This window comes from Streptomyces sp. NPDC045021, assembly GCF_056432645.1.
The window spans coordinates 247,840-269,122 of the sequence record NZ_JBWKIQ010000011.1; the positions used below are offsets into that span (position 1 = coordinate 247,840).

18 protein-coding genes are annotated in these 21,283 nt (G+C 71.5%); 7 read left to right on the forward strand and 11 right to left on the reverse strand.

The window, feature by feature from the left end; translation table 11 throughout:
• Positions 1-8: 8 nt before the first annotated feature.
• Positions 9-1,292 (reverse strand): helix-turn-helix transcriptional regulator, encoded by a 1,284-nt coding sequence (locus AC07DC_RS30030; RefSeq protein WP_478917622.1) that lies wholly within the window; start codon positions 1,290-1,292, stop codon positions 9-11.
• 161 nt (positions 1,293-1,453) lie between these two features.
• Here AC07DC_RS30030 and AC07DC_RS30035 point away from each other — a divergent pair, with 161 nt between their 5' ends.
• The gene (locus tag AC07DC_RS30035; protein ID WP_478917623.1) at positions 1,454-2,377 is read left to right on the forward strand and encodes an NADP-dependent oxidoreductase; all 924 of its coding nucleotides are present in this window, start codon (positions 1,454-1,456) and stop codon (positions 2,375-2,377) included.
• 35 nt (positions 2,378-2,412) lie between these two features.
• Here AC07DC_RS30035 and AC07DC_RS30040 read toward each other — a convergent pair whose 3' ends face one another.
• Both AC07DC_RS30040 and AC07DC_RS30045 read right to left on the reverse strand, forming a co-directional pair.
• Positions 2,413-3,438 carry an ATP-dependent 6-phosphofructokinase gene (locus AC07DC_RS30040; protein ID WP_478917624.1) on the reverse strand — a complete coding sequence of 342 codons (1,026 nt, stop codon included), beginning with the start codon at positions 3,436-3,438 and terminating at the stop codon, positions 2,413-2,415.
• 38 nt (positions 3,439-3,476) lie between these two features.
• A complete protein-coding gene (locus AC07DC_RS30045; protein WP_478917625.1) occupies positions 3,477-4,505 on the reverse strand; it encodes a 2-hydroxyacid dehydrogenase in 1,029 nt (342 codons plus the stop codon).
• Positions 4,506-4,896: 391 nt separating this feature from the next.
• Here AC07DC_RS30045 and pta point away from each other — a divergent pair, with 391 nt between their 5' ends.
• The 3 genes from pta (at position 4,897) to pyk (ending at position 9,660) form a co-directional block, all read left to right on the forward strand.
• The gene (gene pta, locus AC07DC_RS30050; RefSeq protein ID WP_478917626.1) at positions 4,897-6,984 is read left to right on the forward strand and encodes a phosphate acetyltransferase; all 2,088 of its coding nucleotides are present in this window, start codon (positions 4,897-4,899) and stop codon (positions 6,982-6,984) included.
• Positions 6,981-8,162, forward strand: a complete 1,182-nt coding sequence (locus tag AC07DC_RS30055; protein WP_478917627.1) for an acetate kinase — start codon at positions 6,981-6,983, stop codon at positions 8,160-8,162. The genes pta and AC07DC_RS30055 overlap by 4 nt, the downstream gene beginning before the upstream one ends.
• Before the next feature lie 67 nt (positions 8,163-8,229).
• On the forward strand, positions 8,230-9,660 hold the full coding sequence (gene pyk, locus AC07DC_RS30060; protein ID WP_478917628.1) for a pyruvate kinase: 1,431 nt from the start codon (positions 8,230-8,232) through the stop codon (positions 9,658-9,660).
• Between the two features lie 104 nt (positions 9,661-9,764).
• Here the strand turns inward: pyk and AC07DC_RS30065 are convergent, their stop codons facing one another.
• The 4 genes from AC07DC_RS30065 to AC07DC_RS30080 form a co-directional block, all read right to left on the reverse strand.
• Entirely contained in the window at positions 9,765-11,024 is a 1,260-nt protein-coding gene (locus AC07DC_RS30065; protein WP_478917629.1) for a hydrogenase expression protein HypF, read from the reverse strand.
• Positions 11,024-11,596: a DUF6114 domain-containing protein gene (locus AC07DC_RS30070; protein WP_478917630.1), complete on the reverse strand. Its 573-nt coding sequence runs from the start codon at positions 11,594-11,596 to the stop codon at positions 11,024-11,026. Before AC07DC_RS30070 ends, AC07DC_RS30065 begins: the two co-directional genes overlap by 1 nt.
• A 91-nt stretch (positions 11,597-11,687) precedes the next feature.
• Entirely contained in the window at positions 11,688-12,341 is a 654-nt protein-coding gene (locus AC07DC_RS30075) for a DUF6230 family protein (protein ID WP_478917631.1), read from the reverse strand.
• Positions 12,342-12,946: 605 nt separating this feature from the next.
• On the reverse strand, positions 12,947-13,921 hold the full coding sequence (locus AC07DC_RS30080; protein WP_478917632.1) for a co-chaperone YbbN: 975 nt from the start codon (positions 13,919-13,921) through the stop codon (positions 12,947-12,949).
• Positions 13,922-14,182: 261 nt separating this feature from the next.
• On the opposite strand from AC07DC_RS30080, the gene AC07DC_RS30085 reads away from it, so the two are divergent.
• Entirely contained in the window at positions 14,183-14,839 is a 657-nt protein-coding gene (locus AC07DC_RS30085; protein WP_478917634.1) for a TetR/AcrR family transcriptional regulator, read from the forward strand.
• Positions 14,840-14,863: 24 nt separating this feature from the next.
• Here AC07DC_RS30085 and AC07DC_RS30090 read toward each other — a convergent pair whose 3' ends face one another.
• Together AC07DC_RS30090 and AC07DC_RS30095 are read right to left on the reverse strand one after the other, a co-directional pair.
• Positions 14,864-15,868: an SDR family NAD(P)-dependent oxidoreductase gene (locus AC07DC_RS30090; RefSeq protein ID WP_478917635.1), complete on the reverse strand. Its 1,005-nt coding sequence runs from the start codon at positions 15,866-15,868 to the stop codon at positions 14,864-14,866.
• On the reverse strand, positions 15,865-16,995 hold the full coding sequence (locus tag AC07DC_RS30095) for a UDP-N-acetylglucosamine--N-acetylmuramyl-(pentapeptide) pyrophosphoryl-undecaprenol N-acetylglucosamine transferase (protein ID WP_478917636.1): 1,131 nt from the start codon (positions 16,993-16,995) through the stop codon (positions 15,865-15,867). Before AC07DC_RS30095 ends, AC07DC_RS30090 begins: the two co-directional genes overlap by 4 nt.
• A 64-nt stretch (positions 16,996-17,059) precedes the next feature.
• On the opposite strand from AC07DC_RS30095, the gene AC07DC_RS30100 reads away from it, so the two are divergent.
• Positions 17,060-17,758, forward strand: coding sequence for a response regulator transcription factor (locus tag AC07DC_RS30100; RefSeq protein ID WP_478917637.1), 699 nt, complete (start codon positions 17,060-17,062; stop codon positions 17,756-17,758).
• Between the two features lie 14 nt (positions 17,759-17,772).
• On the forward strand, positions 17,773-19,182 hold the full coding sequence (locus AC07DC_RS30105) for a sensor histidine kinase (RefSeq protein WP_478917638.1): 1,410 nt from the start codon (positions 17,773-17,775) through the stop codon (positions 19,180-19,182).
• A gap of 18 nt (positions 19,183-19,200) precedes the next feature.
• On the opposite strand, the gene AC07DC_RS30110 is transcribed toward AC07DC_RS30105, so the two are convergent.
• Both AC07DC_RS30110 and AC07DC_RS30115 read right to left on the reverse strand, forming a co-directional pair.
• On the reverse strand, positions 19,201-19,392 hold the full coding sequence (locus tag AC07DC_RS30110; protein ID WP_478917639.1) for a DUF397 domain-containing protein: 192 nt from the start codon (positions 19,390-19,392) through the stop codon (positions 19,201-19,203).
• Between the two features lie 113 nt (positions 19,393-19,505).
• A complete protein-coding gene (locus tag AC07DC_RS30115) occupies positions 19,506-21,206 on the reverse strand; it encodes an acyl-CoA mutase large subunit family protein (protein ID WP_478917640.1) in 1,701 nt (566 codons plus the stop codon).
• Between the last annotated feature and the right edge of the window lie 77 nt (positions 21,207-21,283).

A 21,283-nucleotide genomic window follows, 5' to 3' on the forward strand; every position in this document is an offset into this window, starting at 1 on the left:
ATCGTGCGTCAAGCAGCCGTGATGTCCCCCGCGGAACGGGCCAGTGCGGCGGCCTCGCCGCGGGTGCCGACGTCGAGCTTGTTGAGGATGTTGGCGACATGGAACTTCACGGTGGACTCGCTGATGTGCAGGTCCTCGGCGATGGCCCGGTTGCGGTGCCCCTGAGCGAGGTGTTCGAGGACTTCCAGCTCGCGGGCGCCCAGCGCGGCGAGCGGGTGGGCGGCCGGCGCGGCGGGCGGGGCCAGCGGGACGGTGCCGGTGACGGTGGTGCCCCAGCCGGGCACGGCGTCGAGGACCAGTCGGCCGCCGAGCGCCCTGAGCCGGTCGGTGACACGGTGGACGGTCAGCGCCTCGGGGGCCAGTGACCCGGGGCCGTCGTCGCGGACGGTGACCCGCAGGACGTCGTCGTCGATCTGCCAGCCGGCGTGGATCCGGCGCAACTCGTCCTGCTCCAGCATGGCCAGCACGACCGCGCGGGTGGCGGCGCGGGCGGCGTGCGCCGTGTCGACGGGCAGTGTCCGCCCCGAGTCCGGTGCGCGCAGGTCGAGTTGGACCGGCCCGTAACGCACCAGCGGCTCCAGCTCGGCGGCGATCCGGGCGAACGCGGCGTCGGCGGGCTCCTCGTTGAGGTCCTGCTCGCGGTCGGCCGCCGAGCGCAGTTCGATCATCGCGGAGACGGCCAGGTCGGTGGCGGTGCGGCGGGCGGTGGCATCGTCCAGGTTCCTGGAGCGCAGAGTGCCGAGAAGCCCGGACAGGACCGCCGCCTGGGCCTCGCCGAGTTCGGCGATGACCCTGGCCCGCTCGCCTGCCGTGGCGCGGGACCGGGCGGCCATCTCGGGCGTCGCCTCGGCGGCCCGGTGGTCCAAGTGGACGCAGACCAGGTCCCACAGCCGCTGGACGACCCGGACGGCGGCCTCCGGCAGGGGCTGCGCGGGGGTGTCGACGAGGACCAGCAGCGCCCCGTTACTGCCCGCGGCGGCGGAGGCCGCCGCGAAGACCCGCCGGCCGGCGCCCGCCACGACGGCCTCGCCCTGCCACGGGCGGCCGACCGGAACGACGCCGGCCAGTCGGCTCAGCTCCGCGCTGGTGATCCGCTCGGCGACCTCGGCCGCACCCGACGTCTTCATCGGGTAGTGCGCGCAGTAACCGGTGAGCTTCGCCGCGGCCCGGTGCGGGATCAGGCCGTCCTGTGCCCCGGAGAGCGTCGGCAGGGTCTGGCCGAGCGGGGCCCGGATCACGTCCAGGGCCACCGTCAGGGAATGTTCCGGGTCGGACCAGGCGCTGGATTCCATAGCGTCAAAGGTACTGGGCACGGCGCGGGAACAGCCTGGCCTTTCGGACAGGTGGGACTGTCCGAAAGGCGGGGCGGGTTTCTCTTACACGGGGACCAGGCTGTGACCACGACGACGAGGCCTGCCACCGGCCGGCCCACCACTTTGAGGAGTGCGTTCCCATGACGAAGGCCATTGCGTTCGCGGCTTACGGCGACGCCGACGTTCTGCAGCCCACCGACATCGAGGTGCCCGCGCCCGGGCCGGGCCAGGTGCGTCTGACGGTGCACGCCGCCGGAGTGAACCCGCTCGACTACAAGATCCGCAGCGGTGCGGTGTCCGCCGTCTTCCCGGTGGAGCTGCCGCACGTACCCGGCCTGGAGGCGTCCGGCACCGTGGAGGCGGTCGGCGAGGGCGTCACCGGCCTGGCGGTCGGCGACGAGGTCTTCGGCCCGGTCGCCGGTGCCTACGCCGGGCAGCTGGTGGTCGACGCCGGCCGGCTGGCGGTCAAGCCCGCCTCGCTGTCCTGGGTGGAGGCCGCGGCGCTGCCCGTCGCCGCCGAGACCGCCTGGCGCACCCTGGAACTCCTGAACGTGACCGCGGGCGAGACCCTGCTGATCCATGCTGCGGCCGGTGGCGTCGGAACGCTGGCGGTGCAGTTCGCGGTGGCCCGCGGCGCCCGGGTCATCGGAACGGCGAGCGAGGCGAGTCACGAGTACCTGCGCTCGCTGGGCGCCACCCCCGTCACATACGGCGACGGCCTGGCCGAGCGGGTCCGCGCCGTGTCCGATGGTCCTGTCGACGCGGTCCTGGACGCGGCGGGCCGGGACGTGCTGGGCGTGTCGGTGGAGCTGGCCGGCGGCCCGGAGCGGGTGGTGACCATCGCCGACGCGATGCACGCCCCCGCCCACCAGGTGCGTTTCTCCGGCGGGGGTCCCGGCCAGGACCGCACGGAGGCGGCGCTGGCCGGCGCGCTGGCCCTGCACGCGGAGGGCTTGCTGCAGGTGCGCATCGCCCGCACGTACCCGCTGGCCGATGCCGCCGAGGCGCACCGTGCCAGCGAGCACGGTCACCACACCGGGAAGATCGTCCTGACCGTCGGCTGAACCGCGGTCCCGGCACCGGGCGGGGACCGGCCGGCTCAGAAGACCGACTCGGCCTCGTCCATCCGCTCGTCCGGGACCCGCTTCAGCTCCACGACCGCGTCCGCGAGCGGCACCATCTCGATCTGGGTGCCGCGCAGCGCGGTCATGTGCCCGAAGGCGCCCTTGTGGACGCCTTCGACGGCGTGCCAGCCGAAGCGGTTGGCCAGCACCCGGTCGTAGGCGGTGGGGACGCCGCCGCGCTGGACGTGGCCGAGGATGACGGGACGCGCCTCCTTGCCGAGGCGCCGCTCCAGTTCGACGGCGAGCCGGGTGCCGATCCCGGCGAACCGTTCGTGGCCGAACTTGTCGACCTCGCCGACGCCGTAGTCCATGGTGCCCTCGGCGGGGTGGGCTCCTTCGGCGACGCAGATGACGGCGAACTTCTTGCCGCGGGCGAAGCGCTCCTCGACCATCGCGACCAGGTCAGCGGGGTCGAACGGGCGCTCCGGGATGCAGATGCCGTGCGCGCCGCCGGCCATGCCGGACTCCAGCGCGATCCAGCCGGCGTGCCGGCCCATGACCTCGACGACCATGACGCGCTGGTGGGACTCGGCGGTGGTCTTCAGCCGGTCGATGGCCTCGGTGGCGACCATGACGGCGGTGTCGAAGCCGAAGGTGCGGTCGGTGGCCGAGATGTCGTTGTCGATGGTCTTCGGTACGCCGACGACCGGCATTCCGGCGTCGGAGAGCATCTTGGCGGCGGTCAGGGTTCCCTCGCCGCCGATCGGGATGAGGGCGTCGATGCCGTACTGGCGGCACAGTTCCTCGGCGTTGTCCGCGGCCTCGCGCAGTCGGCCGCGCTCCAGGCGCGCGGAGCCGAGGATGGTGCCGCCGCGGGCCAGGATGCCGCTGACCGAGTTGAGGCCGAGCGGGCGGTAGCGGCCTTCGAGCAGCCCGACGAAGCCGTCCTCGAAGCCGATGACCTCGTCGCCGTGCCCGGTGAGCGCGCGGTGCACGACCGATCGGATCACGGCGTTGAGGCCGGGGCAGTCGCCGCCTGCGGTGAGGACTCCGATACGCATGGGCTGGTCTCTCCTGGATGGTTACGGGGCCTGGGGTGTTACGGGGCGCCGGCCGGGCTCGTGGGGAGCTTCGGGGGCTTCGGCACCAAGGTGCCGGCATTGACGCGGCCGGCCAGGAAGTCGTCGACGTTGCGGACCGTGGCCGCGACGATCTGGTCGAGCGCGTCCACGGTGTAGTACGCCTGGTGCGAGGTGATCAGGACGTTGGAGAAGGTGAGCAGACGGGCGAGGGTGTCGTCGGTCATGATCTCCAACGATCTGTCGAAGAAGAAAACACCGGCCTCCTCCTCGTAGACGTCCAGGCCCACACCGTCGAGCCGGCCGGCCCGCAACGTCTCGACCAGGGCCGCGGAGTCGATGAGCCCGCCGCGGCTGGAGTTGATGAGGATCGCGTCGTCCTTCATCCGGGCCAGCGCCTGCGCGCCGACGAGGTGATGGGTGTCGGGGAGCAGCGGTACATGCAGGGTGATCAGGTCGGACTCGCTGAACAGCCGGTCCAGTTCGACATACTCCATGCCCAGCTCGACACAGGCTGGATCGGGTGCGATGTCCCAGCCCAGCAGCTTCATCCCGAAGCCGTGCGCGATGGTGGTGAACGCGGCGCCGATCCTGCCGGTGCCGACCACACCGACCGTACGGCCGTGGAAGTCGCGGCCGAGCAGGCCGTCGAGGCGGAAGTCGAAGTCGCGGGGGCGGGTGGCGGCGCGGACGATCCGGCGGTTGAGCGCGGTGGCCAGCGTCCAGGCGAATTCGGCCACCGAGTGCGGGGAGTAGTGGGCGACGCGCGAGACGCTGAGGCCGACGCGTTCGGCCGCGTCCAGGTCGATGTTGTTGAATCCGGTGGACCGCTGGGCGATCAGCTTGGTGCCGCCCTTGGCGAGCACCTCCAGGACGTCGGCGTCCAGCTGCGCGTTCACGCTGGTGCTGACGATCTCGTAACCTGCGGCGAGCGGCACGGTGTCGATGGTCAGGAAGGTCTCCAGGCAGCGCACCTGGTAGCGAGCGGCGAATTCCCGCTCCAGCAGGAGCCGCTCGTCCTTCTGCACCCCGGTCGCCAGGATCTCCACCGGCACTCCTCCCTCATCACCTTATTTCACCCTATGGGAACTGTGCAGGGATGCGTACCGCCCCGCGCCGCCCCGTGAGCGCGCTGCGGCGCCGAGCCGATTCGTACTTTCCCGCGCCGGGCTTGTGGAAGGGCAAAGCGTCTGCCCCATGCCACCGCCGGGGGCATTGTCCCCGGTGAGCGGGCCGATGGCATCGTGAGGCGGGCCGAAAGTCACCGCGGCGCGGGCCCGGTGTCGGCAAGCGACGGCACCGGCGTCGCGTTAGCGTCTTGGGGTAGGCACGAACCGGAAAGCGGCGGCGGGAATCGGCCGGATCGGGAAGCGGCGAGAACAGTAGTGATACAGCAGCGATGAAGAGCAACCCAGCGCGACGATGGATCGGAGAACGCGCGTGACGCGCAGCGTCTATGTAACGGGGATCGGCCGCGGCGACGGCCGCCAGGTGGTCGAGCTGGGGGTGATGGAGCTCCTGACCCGCCAGGTCGACCGGGTGGGGGTGTTCCGGCCCCTGATGCACGACGGACCCGACCGGCTGTTCGATCTGCTGCGCAGCCGGTACCGGCTGTCCCAGGACCCGTCCACGGTCTACGGCATGGGGTACGAGGCGGCGGCGGCCCTCCAGGCCGAGCAGGGGCGCGATGCACTCACCGCCCGGCTGGTGGACCGGTTCCACGAGGTCGCCCGAGAGTACGAGGCGGTGCTGATTCTCGGCTCCGACTTCGCAGAAACGAATCTTCCGGCGGAGCTGGGCATCAACGCCCGGCTCGCCAACGAATGCGGCGCCTCCGTGCTGCCGGTGGTCGGCGGCATCGACCAGACGGCCGAATCGGTGGTCGCCGAGGTCCGCAACGCCTACCTCGCCTACACCAACCTCGGCTGCGACGTCATCGCCGTGGTCGCCAACCGGGTGGGCTCGGCCGAGGCCGCCGAGGCCGGCCGGCGGCTCGCCCGCCGGCCCGAGGTGCCCGTCTACGTCATCCCGGAGGAGCCCGCGCTGTCGGCGCCCACCGTCGCCCAGATCGTCGAGGCGCTCGGCGCGGACGTCCTGCTCGGCGACGACGCCGGGCTCTCCCGCGACGCGCTGGACTTCGTCTTCGGCGGCGCGATGCTGCCGGCCTTCCTGCCCGCGCTGACCGCCGGCTGCCTGGTGGTCACCCCGGGGGACCGCGCCGACCTCATCATCGGCTCGCTCGCCGCGCACTCGGCCGGTGCCCCGCCGATCGCGGGCGTGCTGCTCACCCTCGACGAGCGGCCGGGTCCCGACATCCTGGCGCTGGCGGCGCGGCTCGCGCCCGGCACCCCCGTGATCGCCGTCGCGGCCGGCAGCTTTCCCACCGCCGCCGAGTTGTTCGCGCTGGACGGCAAGCTCGGCGCGGGCACCCCGCGCAAGGCGGAGACCGCCCTCGGACTCTTCGAAACCCACGTGGACACCGCCGAGTTGACGCAGCGGCTCTCCGTCGCGCGCAGCGAGCGCGTCACCCCGATGATGTTCGAGCACACCCTGATCGAACGGGCCCGCTCCGGGCGCCGCCGCATCGTCCTGCCGGAGGGCACCGAGGAGCGCATCCTGCGCGCCGCGGAGGTGCTGCTGCGGCGCGGGGTCTGCGACCTGATCCTGCTCGGCGACGAGGACGCGGTCCGCAAGAAGGCCGCCGATCTGGGCATCTCCCTCGACCAGACGGGCGCCACCGTCGTCGACCCGCAGACCTCACCGCTGCGGGAGCGGTTCGCCGAGCTGTACGCGAAGCTGCGCGCCCACAAGGGCGTCTCCTACGAGCTGGCCTACGACGTCGTCGCCGACGTCTCGTACTTCGGCACCCTGATGGTGCAGGAGGGCCTGGCCGACGGCATGGTGTCGGGCGCGGTGCACTCCACCGCGGCCACCATCCGCCCGGCCTTCGAGATCATCAAGACCGCGCCCGGCGCGGCGATCGTCAGCTCGGTGTTCTTCATGTGCCTGGCCGACAAGGTGCTCGTCTACGGCGACTGCGCGGTCAACCCGGACCCGGACGCCGAGCAGCTGGCGGACATCGCCGTCCAGGCCGCGGCCACCGCCGCCCAGTTCGGCGTGGAGCCGCGGATCGCGATGCTGTCGTACTCCACCGGCACCTCCGGTTCCGGCGCGGATGTCGACAAGGTCCGCAAGGCCACCGAGCTGGTGCGCGAGCGCCGCCCGGATCTGGCCGTCGACGGTCCGATCCAGTACGACGCGGCCGTCGAGCCGTCGGTCGCGGCCACCAAGCTGCCGGACTCGGCGGTGGCGGGCCAGGCCACCGTGCTGGTCTTCCCCGACCTCAACACCGGCAACAACACCTACAAGGCCGTCCAGCGGTCGGCCGGCGCGGTCGCCGTGGGACCGGTCCTGCAGGGCCTGCGCAAGCCGGTCAACGACCTGTCGCGCGGCGCCCTGGTCCAGGACATCGTGAACACGGTCGCCATCACCGCCATCCAGGCGCAGGGCGAAGGAGAGACCCAGTGAGCAACCCCGCCGGCCCGGCCGGCAGCCCCTCCCGCGTCCTCGTGCTCAATTGCGGCTCGTCCTCCGTCAAGTACCAGCTGCTGGACATGGCCGCCGGTCCCGGCGGGGACGCCCGGCTCGCCTCCGGGCTGGTCGAGCGGATCGGCGAGGGGGAGGTCGCCGACCACGACGCCGCGCTGCGCATCATCTCCGGCGAGCTGGGCGCGCAGGGCCTCGGCCTGGACTCCCCCGCGCTGGCGGCGGTCGGCCACCGCGTGGTGCACGGCGGTACCCGCTTCACGGAGCCGACCCTGATCACCGACGAGGTCGTCGCGGCGATCGAGAAGCTGGTGCCGCTCGCCCCGCTGCACAATCCGGCGAACATCACCGGCATCAAGGTCGCCCGCGAGCTGCGGCCCGACCTGCCGCAGGTCGCGGTCTTCGACACCGCGTTCCACTCGACGATCCCCGAGCACGCCGCCCGGTACGCGATCGACACCGCGACCGCCGACCGATTCGAGATCCGGCGCTACGGCTTCCACGGCACCTCGCACGCGTTCGTCTCGCGGGCCGCCGCGGAGCTGCTGGGCAGGGAATCGTCGCAGGTCAACGTCATCGTCCTGCATCTGGGGAACGGTGCGTCCGCCTCCGCCGTGGCGGGCGGGGTGTGCGTGGACACCTCGATGGGCCTGACCCCGCTGGAGGGTCTGGTGATGGGTACCCGTTCGGGGGATGTCGACCCGGCGGTAGTCTTCCACCTGGCGCGCGTAGGTGGAATGACGGTGGACGAGATCGACACCCTGCTCAACAAACGCAGCGGCCTGCTCGGCCTGTGCGGTGACAACGACATGCGCGAGATCGGACGCCGCATGGCCGAGGGCGACAAGGCCGCCCGGCTGGCGTTCGACATCTACATCCATCGCCTGCGCAAATACATCGGCGCGTACACCGCCGTCCTGGGCCGGGTGGACGCCATCGCCTTCACCGCCGGGGTCGGCGAGAACTCCGCCGCGGTGCGCGAGGCGGCCGTGCAGGGCCTGGAGACCCTCGGTATCGAGGTCGACGCCGTACGCAACGCCGTCCGCGGGCGGGCCGCGCGGCTCATCTCCACGGACACCAGCCGGGTCGCGGTGGCCGTGGTACCCACCGACGAAGAGCTCCAGATCGCCCGCGCCACCTACGCGCTCGCCAAACGTTGACCGCGCTTCATACCCACGACGCCCCAGGAATATTCCGGAGCGGAACAAACCCGATAGGATTGCGCCCATGCGCCGAGCAAAGATCGTTTGCACCCTGGGTCCCGCCGTTGACTCCTACGACCAGCTGAAGACGCTGGCCGAGGCCGGCATGAACGTGGCCCGTTTCAATTTCAGCCACGGAACACACGCCGAGCATGAGGAGCGCTACCAGCGCGTGCGCAAGGTGGCGGAGGAGACCGGCCGAGCCATCGGCGTCCTCGCCGACCTGCAGGGCCCCAAGATCCGGCTGGCCAAGTTCGCCGACGGACCCGTCGAGCTGGTCTCGGGTGACGAGTTCACCATCACCGCCGAGGAGGTCCCCGGCGACAAGACCATCTGCGGCACCACCTACAAGGGCCTGCCCGGCGATGTCAGCAAGGGCGACCCGATCCTGATCAACGACGGCAACGTCGCGCTGCGCGTCATCGAGGTCGACGGACCCCGGGTGCGCTGCCTGGTCGTCGAGGGCGGAGTGATCTCCGACCACAAGGGCATCAACCTTCCCGGCGCGGCCGTGAACGTCCCGGCACTGTCCGAGAAGGACATCGAGGACCTGCGCTTCGCGCTGGCGATGGGCGTCGACATGGTCGCCCTGTCGTTCGTCCGCGACGCCTCGGACGTCAAGGACGTCCACCGCGTCATGGACGAGGAGGGCCGCCGGGTTCCCGTCATCGCCAAGGTGGAGAAGCCGCAGGCGGTCGAGAACATGGAGGCCGTGGTCATGGCCTTCGACGCGGTCATGGTCGCCCGTGGCGACCTCGCCGTGGAGTATCCGCTGGAGAAGGTGCCGGTCGTCCAGAAGCGGCTCATCGAGCTGTGCCGCCGCAACGCCAAGCCGGTGATCGTCGCGACCCAGATGATGGAGTCGATGATCACCAACTCGCGCCCGACGCGCGCCGAGGCCTCCGACGTCGCCAACGCGATCCTCGACGGCGCGGACGCGGTCATGCTCTCCGCCGAGTCCTCCGTGGGCAAGTACCCGATCGACACGGTCAAGACGATGTCCCGCATCGTCGAGGCCGCCGAGGAGGAGCTGCTCAAGCGCGGCCTGCAGCCGCTGGCGCCCGGCAAGAAGCCGCGCACCCAGGGCGGCGCCGTCGCCCGCGCCGCGGCCGAGCTGGCCGACTTCCTGGACGCCAAGACGCTGGTCGCGTTCACCCAGTCCGGCGACACCGCCCGCCGGCTGGCCCGCTACCGCGTCCCGGCCCCCGTGCTGGCGTTCACCACCGACCCGTCGACCCGCAACCAGCTCGCGCTGACGTGGGGTGTCGAGACGTACGTGGTCCCGTACGTCGACAACACCGACGCCATGGTGGACGTCGTCGACTCCGAGATGCTCAAGCTCAAGGAGTACAACGCGGGTGACACCGTGATCATCACCGCCGGCTCGCCCCCCGGCGTCCCCGGCAACACCAACATGGTCCGGGTGCACCACCTGGGCGGCGACGCCCGCAAGTAGCCCCGCGGCACGCTGCTCCGCACCACGGCACCACGAAAAGCGCCGAGGGCGCCGACCCCACTGGGGTCGGCGCCCTCGGCGCTTGTGCGGCTCCCGGACGGGCTTTACGGGTACGTGCCCTGGGTGATCGTCGAGCGCATGTTGCTGATGTGGAGCGTGCCGCCGAACTGACCGGCCTGACGGATCTTGACGTTGGTGAAGACCGCCAGGGGCACGTTGATCGGGGGCGGGGTGTCAGGGCTGAAGGTGACCGGGATGAGGCCGAAGAGATTGCCCTTCAGCTCCTCGGTGTACATGGTCACCGTGCCGTTCTGAATCGTCGACGTCGTGCCGGGACCCTGGACGTGATAGAGGATCCCGTTCGCGTTGACGATCTGGTGCAGGTCCTTGATGTCCAGCGAGCTCGCGGTGAACTTCAGAACCTTCTTCACCACACCGCCGGCCGTCTTGACCTCGACGATGCCCTTGTAGTCCAGGCCCTTCAGCGTCAGCACGCTGGACTCCAGGTACCAGGGCTGGTCCGGCAGCGGCCCGGGGGTCTTCTCGTACTGGGCGTCGGCCAGGGCCTTGGCGTCGTGCGTCGGGCACGGGAACGGCGTCTTGCCGTCCGCTGTGCTCGGGGAGGCCGACGGCGTGGCGGTGGCGGACGTCTCGGCCTTGGTGACCGCGTCTGCCGCTGCCTTGACGGGCTTCTTCTCCGTCACGGCGGCCGGGGACGACGGCTTCGCCACCGGCGCCTTGGTGGGGGTGGTGCTCGGCGCCTTGGTCGGCGCCGTCGTGGGCGCGGTGGTCGGCGCGGTCGTCGGCGCCGTGGTGGGCGCGGTGGTGTTGTTCAGCCCGAGGACGTCCTTGATCGCGTCTCCGACGCCCAGCGGGTCCCACGGGTTGGTGGACTTCGTCGGGCTCGGCGTCGCCGTCGGGGTCGTGCTCGGCGTGGCCTTGGGCTCGCTCTTCGGCGCGGTCGTGGGCAGGCTCTTCGGCAGCGCCTTGACGGCGGTCTCCGGATCGACCGTGCTCGCGGACGGGCTGGGCGAGGAGCTCGGCTTCGTCGTCGGCGCGGAGCTCTCCGCCGCGGAGGGCTTCGTGGCCGGCTTCGTGGTGGTGGCATCCGGAGCCGGTGTGTCGGACTGCGAGACACACGGACCGGGAGCGTACGGGTTCTTCGGCATCTCGTCGGCGAGCGCGAGATGCGGTGTTATGCCCATGCCCATCAGCACCGCTGTGGGCATCGCGGCGATGGCTATCGCCTTGCCCGCGGGCATCTGCAGCTTGGTGAAGAGCGACTTTCTCGGCGCCGCGTGCCGCGGCACCAGTCTCGTACGGGGTCCGTCGCCGTGGGCCGGCAGAGCCTCGTCACCCCGCACTACGCCCTCCTATGGTCGTTGGTTGTCGCGTCGTCCGTTCCAGTGCCCGACGATGACGCGTGCTTCTCCAGCTGCGGTTCGTACGACTGCTGCGGTACCGCGGCGCCACCGTTGGCCGGCTCGCCGCCCGACAGCGCAGTGGCTGCGTCCGGCTCGGCCGTCACCGGAACGCCGGGCGCCCAGGCGACAGCGAGCGATCCGCCTATCAGTGCCAGCAGGAAGCCGATCAGGAACCCGCCGAAGTTGGACACCGGGATGGACACCAGTGCCAGCAGGATCGCGGCCACACCCGCGAAGATGCGCACGAGCGGCTGGAACCACATCGACAGGCCGAGCACCACCAGCAGGATGCCGATGACCAGCGAACTGGAACCGGTCGTCGTGGACATCCGCACGGTGAGCTGACCGAGGGTCATGTTCGCGTAGGGGAAGTACGCGATGGGGATACCACCCAGGAGGGTCAGCAGGCCCGCCCAGAACGGCCGCTGCCACCGCCAGTTGCGGAACGCCGTGTGGACGGTATGGAAGGCGTTTGGTTGGTGACCCTGCAGCCCTGGCGACTCGGCACTCATGGAACATCTCCCTGGGACTGACTTTTGCGCAAGAAAGTTGGAGAGGAACCGGGTGCGGGGCGCAATGCCCCGCACCCGACCCGTCAAGTGCCTAGTAGCACTCGTGGACGCCCGGCTTGACCGACATGCTGAGGCCCTTCAGCTTGAAGGTGCCCGCGCTGGTCGCCCAAGCGGTCTGCTTCACGTCGGTCAGGGTGGCCGTACGGGCCTCCTGCGCGAAGCTGTTCGGCAGAGCGGGCCCACCGTTGCCAGGCGTCGTCGCCGGGCCCTGGGCCTTGTTGGTCGACCCCGCCGCGACACCGATGTTGATGTCCTGGAACTCGGCGTCCGCATCGAGCTGGTTCAGGTCGATGTAGAGGTTGTCGGCCTCGACTCGCTGATCCTTGTTCGCGCCGTTGTCGCCCTTCATGCCCGCGTTGAGATTCAGCGAGACGCTGCCGAATCCGGGGACGGGAACGACGACGGACTGGCACATCTTGGTGATGTAGGCCTTCTTGAAGCCCGAGACGGCGACCGCCTCCGGGGCGCCCCCGCCGGAGTGGGCGTCAAGACCGCCGTACTGAACGAAGCCCTCACCGTCGAGACGCTCGGCGGAGACCTTGAAACTCTGGCCCGACACCGCGAACGACGCCGCGAGCGCGCCCTGGGCGAGCGCCATGCCGATCACTGCCGTGGCAGCAACGCTCGGCACCATGACAACGGCGAACCGCTTCCACTTGGTGCCGCCTCTAACGACCGACTCCATGACTTTCCTCCTGATCGGACGTACACATCCGGCCGGATATGGAGATCCGGGGCCGGGATGGGGAGAAGAGCTACGTCCTCGGGAAAGGGAGCGCCGTCATCGACGGCCGGCCCGCGGGTATGCGGACGGCACAGTCCGAATCATCAGCGATCACCCCCGAGCGACAACCACTGGCCACGCTCTCGCGCAACCTGCTGGACAGGCTCTGCTGGGTGGGCAGAGACCCCCCTGTCCGGAAGCGGCGGCAATGTGCGCCGTCCACTCCCACTCGGCGGGGACCCTCCCTCAGTGATTCCGAGGGTGCCCCCATCCGTGCCGACTGGCTGTCGGATGGTTGGGGGAACAGGACCGAGCTTGGCCGATGGTGGTCCATTCCCAGCCGCTGCACAAGAGGTCTCGTTACCAGCGAGTAACGGAAGGATGTCGAGAGCGCGATCATCAAACGTCGCGATCTCACGCAGCGTAGTTACGACGAGGGTGTGAATGTCCGACAAAGGAGAAGATTTCCGTAAGAAAAGGGGCCACTCTCTTACCGGAAGTAACAGCGACCGCACTTCATCACGATTGCGTAAAGTGCGGTCGCCGTATCGATGAATCAGCCGCGGTCAGAACAGCACGCGAGCCAGTGCGACACGCGCTGTAACCACCCGGGGGTCGTCGGTCCCGATGACGTCGAAGAGCTCCAGCAGTCGCAGCCGGGCCGCGTCCCGATCGTCACCGGCTGTGCGACGTACGGTCTCCACCAGTCGCCCGAAGGCGTCCTCGACATGTCCGCCGACGAGGTCGAGATCGGCCACGGCGAGCTGGGCCGCCACATCGGCGGGGTTGTCGGCGGCGGCCTTGCGCACCGCCTGCTGGTCGGTGCCCTGCACCCGCTGCAGCAGCTCGGCCTGGGCCAGGCCGAGCTTGGCCTCGGCGTTGGCCGGCTCGTCCGCCAGCACATTCCGGTACGCCTGGACGGCGCCGCCCAGATCGCCCGCGTCCAGCGCGTCGTGCGCGGCGGACAGTGCCAGCTCCTGCGGGGTGGCGGGCCGGGGCTCGGGGGCAGCGGCGGCGGCCGGAGCCGCGCCCGCCTGGACCGGAGCGCCGACGATGCCGAACCGCTGCTCGCCGACGGCGATCAGCTGGTCCAGCACCTCGCGGATCTGCTCGTCGGCCGCCGCGCCCTGGAAGAGCGGCATCGCCTGACCGGCGAGCACCGCGAAGACGGCCGGTACGCCCTGGGCGCCGAACTGCTGGAACAGCAGCTGGTTGGCGTAGACATCGGCGCGGGCGAGAAGGAACCGGCCGGCGTACTCGCCGACCAGTCGCTCCAGCGTCTCGTTGAGCTGCTTGCTCTGCTCGGCCTGTTCGGCCCAGAAGCTGATGACGACCGGGACCTCGGAGGAGCGCTGCAGGACGTCGCTCTCGAAGGTCTCCTCGGTGACATCGATGACGAGCTGGGAGGCGGCGGAAGGGGCGGGGGCGTCGGCGTCCTGCCGTTGCGCCCTGGCCTGCTCGGCCTTCGCCTTGGCCTCACCGGCCGCCTTCAGCGCGGCGAGGTCGACCACGCCGCTCATGGACATGTTCCGTGGCTGCATGAGGTCAATCCTCCCCCCTCGTCGTAAAAAAGTGTGAACGGCCCCGGCCCATCCGCTGGAACGCGGACCGCCGGGAGCCCCCACCGCTGTTCAAGAGTGTCCTTCTCGGCGTGGGTCCCCACCAACGCCAGTGATCATCGCTCTTTCGCTACGAGTCGTAGCGTAACTCCTCACTGTCCGGTCCCCGCAAGTCCCAATCCCGCCGAGGGGCGTGATCCCGGTCACTGGCGCGGCCGCGGGCGACCGGACGTACTGGCCGGTATGGTCCCAGCCATGCACAACGGCACCCCCCACGACACTCCAGCGAAGAAGACCGGCCGCCCCCGCAGTACCGACGCCGACCACGCGATCCTGGAAGCCACCCGGGACGCCCTGGTCGAACTGGGCTGGGGCCGGCTGACGATGGGCGATGTCGCCACCCGGGCCGGGGTCGCCAAGACCACCCTCTACCGCCGCTGGGCGGGCAAGAACGAACTGGTCGTCGACGCGGTCGCGGTGCTCTTCGACGAACTGGAGCTGCCCGACCGGGGATCCCTCCAGGCCGACATCGAGGACGTGGTGCAGCAGTTCGCGGCGCTGCTGGCGCTCCCCGAGGCCAGGACCGCCCTGATGGCCGTCGTCGCCGAGTCCACCCACGACGACGCCCTGCGGCTGCGGATCCGCGAGGCGATCGTGGACCGGCAGAAACGGCTCGTGGTCCTCGGCCGGCAGCGCGCCCAGGAGCGCGGCGAGCTCCCGCCGGACGGGCCGGAGGACGGGCCGGGCGGCACGGACGCCGCCACCCAGATCGACCTCATCTTCGACGTCATCGCGGGCGCCGTCGTGCACCGCACCCTGGTCAGCGGCGAACCGGTGGACGCGGCCTGGGCCCGGACCTTCACCACCCTGCTACTGGGCGGCCTGGCCGCGATCCGCTGACCCGGGCCCCCGCGCCGGGCGGCGCTACACCTGGTAGCGGTCCGCCGCGAAGAGGGTCAGGTTCTCCGCGACCCACTCCGAGGTGCGGCGCAGTCCCTCCTCCAGGGACACCTGCGGCTGCCATCCCGCCCACTGCCGGGCCCGCGAGTTGTCCGACAGCAGGCGCTGGACCTCGCTGCCCGGCGGGCGCAGCCGAGCCGGGTCCACCACGATCTGCGCGTCGCGGCCGGAGGCGGCGATCAGGGAGCGGGCCAGGTCGCCGATGGAGACCTCGTGTCCGGTGCCGAGGTTGACGACCTCGCCGAGCGCCCGGTCGCAGCCGGCCAGGGCCAGGAAGCCGGCGGCGGTGTCGGTGGCGTAGGTGAAGTCGCGGGTCGGCGCGAGGGATCCGAGGCGGATCTCCCGCGCGCCGGAGTGCAGTTGGGCGAGGATCGCCGGGATGACGGCGCGCGCGGACTGCCGGGGGCCGTAGGTGTTGAAGGGCCGGACGACCGTGACGGGTAGCTCGAAGGAGTGGAAGTACGAGAGCGCCGTCATGTCCGCGCCGATCTTCGAGGCGGAGTACGGGGACTGCGGCTGCAACGGGTGGCTCTCGCTGATCGGCACGGTCAGCGCGCTGCCGTAGACCTCGCTGGTGGAGGTGTGGACGAGCCGCCGCACTCCGTGCCGCAGGCAGGCCCCGGCGACGTTCTGGGTGCCGGCCACGTTCGTCTGCACGTAGGCCTCGGGGGCCTGGTAGCTGTACGGGATGCCGATCAGTGCCGCGAGGTGGAAGACGGTGTCGCAGCCCTCGACGGCGTCCATGACGCGGCCCGCGTCGCGCACGTCGCCCGCGACCATCTCGACGGGGCTGCCCGCCCGGAGATGGCGGGCGAGGTGGCCGCGCTCCCCGTACGGCTTGTAGTGCACCAGGGCGCGGACGTTCGCACCGCGCTCGACCAGCAGGTCCACCAGAGTGCTGCCGATGAAGCCTTCGGCGCCGGTCACCAGGACGGTACGGCCGGTCCAGTCATTGGTGTTCGTCGTCATGCGGCGTTCCTCACTTCGAGAGTCTTGGCGGCGAGCAGGTCGGCCGCCTGTGCGTGGGTACCGGGGTCGGCGGCGCCGCTCATCGCGGCGAGCCGGCGGGGATCACGCAGCAGCGGCTCGACCAGCGCCGCCAGCCGGTCGGCCGTCGCGTCGGCGTCGGGGAGCAGCACGGCGGCTCCGGCGTCGGACAGGACGCGGGCGTTGTGCGTCTGGTGGTCGCCGGGCGCGTGCGGATACGGGACCAGTACGGCGGGCACCCCGGTCGTGGCCAGCTCGGCGATGGTCGCCGATCCGGCCCGGCAGATCACCAGGTCGGCGGCCGCGTAGGCGAGATCCATCCGGTCCAGGTACGCGACGGCCTCGGCGACCGTGCTCCCGGCCAGCCGCGTCCTGGTCTCCGCGAGCGTGGCGGGGCCCGTCTTGATGAGCAGCCGCACGTCGTCCCGGTCCCGCCAGCGCCCGGCGAGTCCGACGGCCGCCTCCGTCAGCCGGGTTGCGCCCAGGCTGCCGCCGTTGACCAGGACCAGCCGGGCCCCGGCCGGAACGCCCAGTTCCGCGCGGGCCCGGCCGCGCAGCGCGGCCCGGTCCAGGCCGGCCAGCGGCCCGGACAGCGGCATGCCCACGGTCTGCGCGGTGCTGCCGGACGGCAGATGCGAGCGGCTGCGGTCGAAGGCCAGCGCGATGTGCGGGGTGAGCCGTGCCGCGAACCGGTTGGCGCGGCCCGGTACCGCGTTGGACTCGTGGACCAGGCTCGGGAGCCCGGCCAGCCGCGCCCCGAGGATCACCGGCGCGCTCGGATAGCCGCCCATCCCCACCGCGATCTGCGCGCCCTGCTCGCGCAGGATCGTCCGGCAGCGCACCGCCGAGCTCAGCAAGGCGGCGGGCAGCAGATAGCAGCGGGCGCCGAGCGCCCGGTCGAACGGGATCATGTTGACCGTGTGCAGCCGGTAGCCGGCTTCCGGTATCAGCCGGGTCTCCAGGCCGCGCTCGGTGCCGACGAAGGTGACGACCGCCCGTGGATCGGCCCGGCGCAGCGCGTCGGCGAGCGCCAGCCCTGGATAGATGTGCCCACCGGTACCGCCCGCCCCGATGACCACCGACAGTGGAATGTCCTGTGAGGTCCGCATGGCCGCAACGCTGACGGAACGGTCTAAGAGGGTTGTAAGAGCCCGGTTTGGGACCCTTGGGCCCATGGACACTGCACATCCGCCCGCCCGCATCCTGGTCGTGGACGACGAACCGGAGGTACGCGCCGCCGTCGAGGACGGCCTCACCGTCGAGGGCTACGCGGTGCGTGGCGCCGCCGACGGGCTCGCCGCGCTGTCGGAGGTGGCGGCCTGGCACCCGGACGCGATCGTGCTGGACGTGATGATGCCGGTGCTCGACGGGCTGGCGGTCTGCCGAAGGCTGCGCGGGCTGGGTGACCGTACGCCGGTCCTCGTCCTCACCGCGCTCGACTCGGTGAGCGAACGGGTCGACGGCCTGGACGCGGGCGCCGACGACTATCTCGTCAAGCCCTTCGCGCTGGACGAACTGCTGGCCCGGCTGCGGGCGTTGCTGCGCAGGGCCGCGTCGGGGGGCGGGGAGGAACCGGAGCTGTCGTACGCGGATCTGGTCGTCCAGCCCGCCACCCGCACCGGCAGCAGGGGCGGGCGCCCGCTGGAGTTCAGCCGGACCGAGTTCGCGCTGCTGGAGCTGCTCATGCGGCACCCGGGCCAGGCGCTGCCGCGCGAGGTGATCCTGGAGCGGGTCTGGGGCCATGACTTCGGCCCGGACTCCAACTCCCTGGCCGTCTACATCGGTTATCTGCGGCGCAAGCTGGAGGCGGGCGGTGAACCGCGGCTGGTGCAGACCGTGCACGGCGTCGGCTACCGGCTGGACCTGGGGTGACGGGGACCCGTGGGATGGCGCGCTGGCGCCGGAACCGGCCGCTGCGCACCCGGCTGGCGGTCGCGGCGTCCGCCGCCGTCGCCCTGGTCGCGGTCGGGGTCTGCGCGGCGGCGTTCATCGTCATCCGCTACGAGCTCGTCCACCAACTGGATCTGCATCTCACCCAGTCGGCGACGCTCGTCAAACAGCAGCACCGCGGCGAGAGCCCGCAGGTGGTGGCCGGCGAGTGCGTGTTCCTGTCGGCGCCCGCCTGCTCGCAGATCGTCCCGGCGGACCCGGCGGCCGATCCGCGCGACCCGTACCCGCTGCCGGTCTCGCCGGCGGTGCGGGAGGTCGCGGCGGGCCACCGCCCGGCCTACTTCAGCAACGTCACGCTCTCCGGGCACCCGGCGCGGATGTTCACCAGCGGCTTCGGCGGCGGCCGGGCGCTGCAGGTGGCGGTGCGCTCCGACACCGTCGAGCAGGGCGTCCGGCAGGCCGCCTGGCTGCTGGCGGGCGTCGGCGGCACGGGGGTGCTGCTGGCCGCGATCCTCGGCTACTGGGTCTCCCGCACGGGCCTGGCCCCGGTCGCCCGGCTGACGGCCACGGCGGAACGTATCGCCGCGACGCGGGACGCCCGGCACCGGATCGAGATCCCGGCCGGCCCGGCCCGCCGCCAGGACGAGGTGACCCGGCTCGCCACCGCGTTCAACACCATGCTCGGCGAGTTGGAGCAGTCCGTCGCCGCGCAGCGCCGGCTCGTCGCCGACGCGTCGCACGAGCTGCGCACCCCGCTCACCGCGCTACGGACCAACGCCGATCTGCTGGCCCGCGCCGACCGGCTCACCGGCGCGCAGCGGGACCGCGCCTCGGGCGCCCTGCAGCGGCAGTTGCGCGAGGTCACCCAGCTCGTCAACGACCTCATCGAGCTGGCACGGGACGAGGAACCGCTGCCACTGGTCGAGGACGTGGGCCTCGCCGACCTGGCGGAGCACGCCGTACGGGCCGCCCGCGGCCACTGGCCCGACGTGCCCTTCACCCTGGCCGCGGACCCGGCCACCACGGCGGCGCACGTCCCCGGCGTCCCTGCCCGGCTCAGCCGGCTGCTGACCAACCTCCTGGACAACGCGGCCAAGTTCAGCCCGCCGGGGGCACCGGTCGAGGTCGCCCTCACCCGGTCCGGCTCCGGCTCCGGGGCGGCGGTGGAGCTGACCGTCCGCGACCACGGGCCGGGGATCGCCCCGCAGGACGCCCCGTACGTCTTCGACCGCTTCTACCGCGCGGACTCCGCCCGCGCGCTGCCCGGTTCGGGCCTCGGCCTCGCCATGGCCCGGCAGATCGCCCACGCCCACGGCGCCACGATCACGGCAGAGCCCGCTCCGGGCGGCGGCGCCCTGTTCCGCGTGAGCTTCCCGGACCCGCCCGGGGGCACCTCCCAGCGGTAGCTGGGGGACGGAGAAGCCCTAGGCCGTGTCGGACTGGGCCGGGTCGGAGGCGCCGTCCGGCTCCTCCGCGAACGCGTCGAACTCCCCCGCCTTGACGCCCTTCACGAACGCCTCCCACTTGGCGGGACTGGTGACGGCCACGATCTCCGGCTCGTCCGTCTCGCGGATGTAGATCATCCCGTCGTCTCCGACGGTCGCCTCGAGTGCCACGGGCTGTGCCTTCCGGTGGTGCGGTACGAAGCGCCATCGTCACCCGCCCACCAGGGCGCACGCAACGGCGCGGGCCGTCGCGTGCGCCACCACTCCGAGGTACAGGAGGGGTCTCAGAAGCGGGCCGGCTCCGTGTACGTGCCCCATTCCTCGCGCAGGACACCGCAGATCTCGCCGAGGGTGGCCTCGGCGCGGGCCGCGGCGAGCATCGGGACGATCATGTTCGAGCCGTCCCGGGCCGCGGCGAGCATGGCGGCCAGCGCGGCCTGGACCGCACTGTCGTCGCGGGCGGCCTTGCGGGCCGCCAGGACGCGGACCTGCTCGCGCTCGACCTCGTGGCTGACGCGGAGGATCTCCAGGTCGCCGGTGACCGAGCCGTGGTGGCAGTTGACGCCGACGACGCGCTTCTCGCCCTTCTCCAGCGCGCGCTGGTACTGGAAGGCGGACTCGGCGGTCTCGCCGGTGAAGTACCCGTCCTCGATACCGCGCAGGATGCCGCTGGTGATGGGGCCGACGGAGTGCCGTCCGCTGGGGACCGCCTTCGCGCCGAGCGCCCTGATCTTGTCGAAGATCTTCTCGGCGTCGGCCTCGATCCGGTCGGTGAGGGCCTCGACGTACCAGGAGCCGCCGAGCGGGTCGGCGACGTTCGCGACGCCGGTCTCCTCCATCAGGACCTGCTGGGTGCGCAGCGCGATCTCCGCGGCCTGCTCGCTCGGCAGCGCGAGGGTCTCGTCGAGCGCGTTGGTGTGCAGGGAGTTGGTGCCGCCCAGGACCGCGGCCAGCGCCTCGACGGCGGTCCGCACGACGTTGTTGTAGGGCTGCTGGGCGGTGAGCGAGACACCCGCGGTCTGGGTGTGGAACCGCAGCCACTGCGCCTTGTCGGTCTTCGCGCCGTACTCATCGCGCATCCAGCGCGCCCAGATGCGGCGGGCGGCGCGGAACTTGGCGATCTCCTCGAAGAAGTCGAGGTGCGCGTCGAAGAAGAAGGAGAGCCCGGGGGCGAACGCGTCGACGTCCATCCCGCGCGACAGCCCCAGCTCCACGTACCCGAAGCCGTCGGCGAGGGTGTACGCGAGCTCCTGCGCGGCCGTGGAGCCGGCCTCGCGGATGTGGTAGCCGGAGACGGAGAGCGGCTTGTACGCGGGGATGCCCGTCGCGCAGTGCTCCATGAGGTCGCCGATGAGGCGCAGGTGGGGCTCGGGCGCGAAGAGCCACTCCTTCTGCGCGATGTACTCCTTGAAGATGTCGGTCTGCAGCGTGCCGTTGAGCAGGGCCGGGTCGACGCCCTGCCGCTCGGCGGCGACCAGGTACATGCAGAAGACCGGGACGGCCGGGCCGGAGATCGTCATCGACGTCGTGACGTCGCCGAGCGGGATGCCCGCGAAGAGCACCTCCATGTCGGCGGCCGAGTCGATGGCGACACCGCAGTGGCCGACCTCGCCCAGCGCCATGCTGTCGTCGGAGTCGCGGCCCATCAGGGTCGGCATGTCGAAGGCGACGGAGAGACCGCCGCCGCCGGCCTCCAGGATCATCTTGTAGCGCTCGTTGGTCTGCTCGGCGTTGCCGAACCCGGCGAACTGCCGGATCGTCCACGTCCGGCCCCGGTAGCCGGTCGGGTGCAGACCGCGGGTGAACGGGTACTCACCGGGCCAGCCGATCCGCTCGAAGCCGTCCACGGTGTCGCCGGGGGCGGGCCCGTACACGGGCTCGACCGGATCCCCGGAGAGCGTGGTGAAGTCCGCGTCCCGCTTGCGAGCCGCGTCGTACCGGGCCTGCCAGCGCTGGCGGCCCTCTTCGATGCCTTCGGCGTCCATACCCCCGAATTTACTAGGACGTCCTAGTAAATGTCGATGGCAAACCGCCCAACCCTTGCAGGAGGGGCGGTGCGATA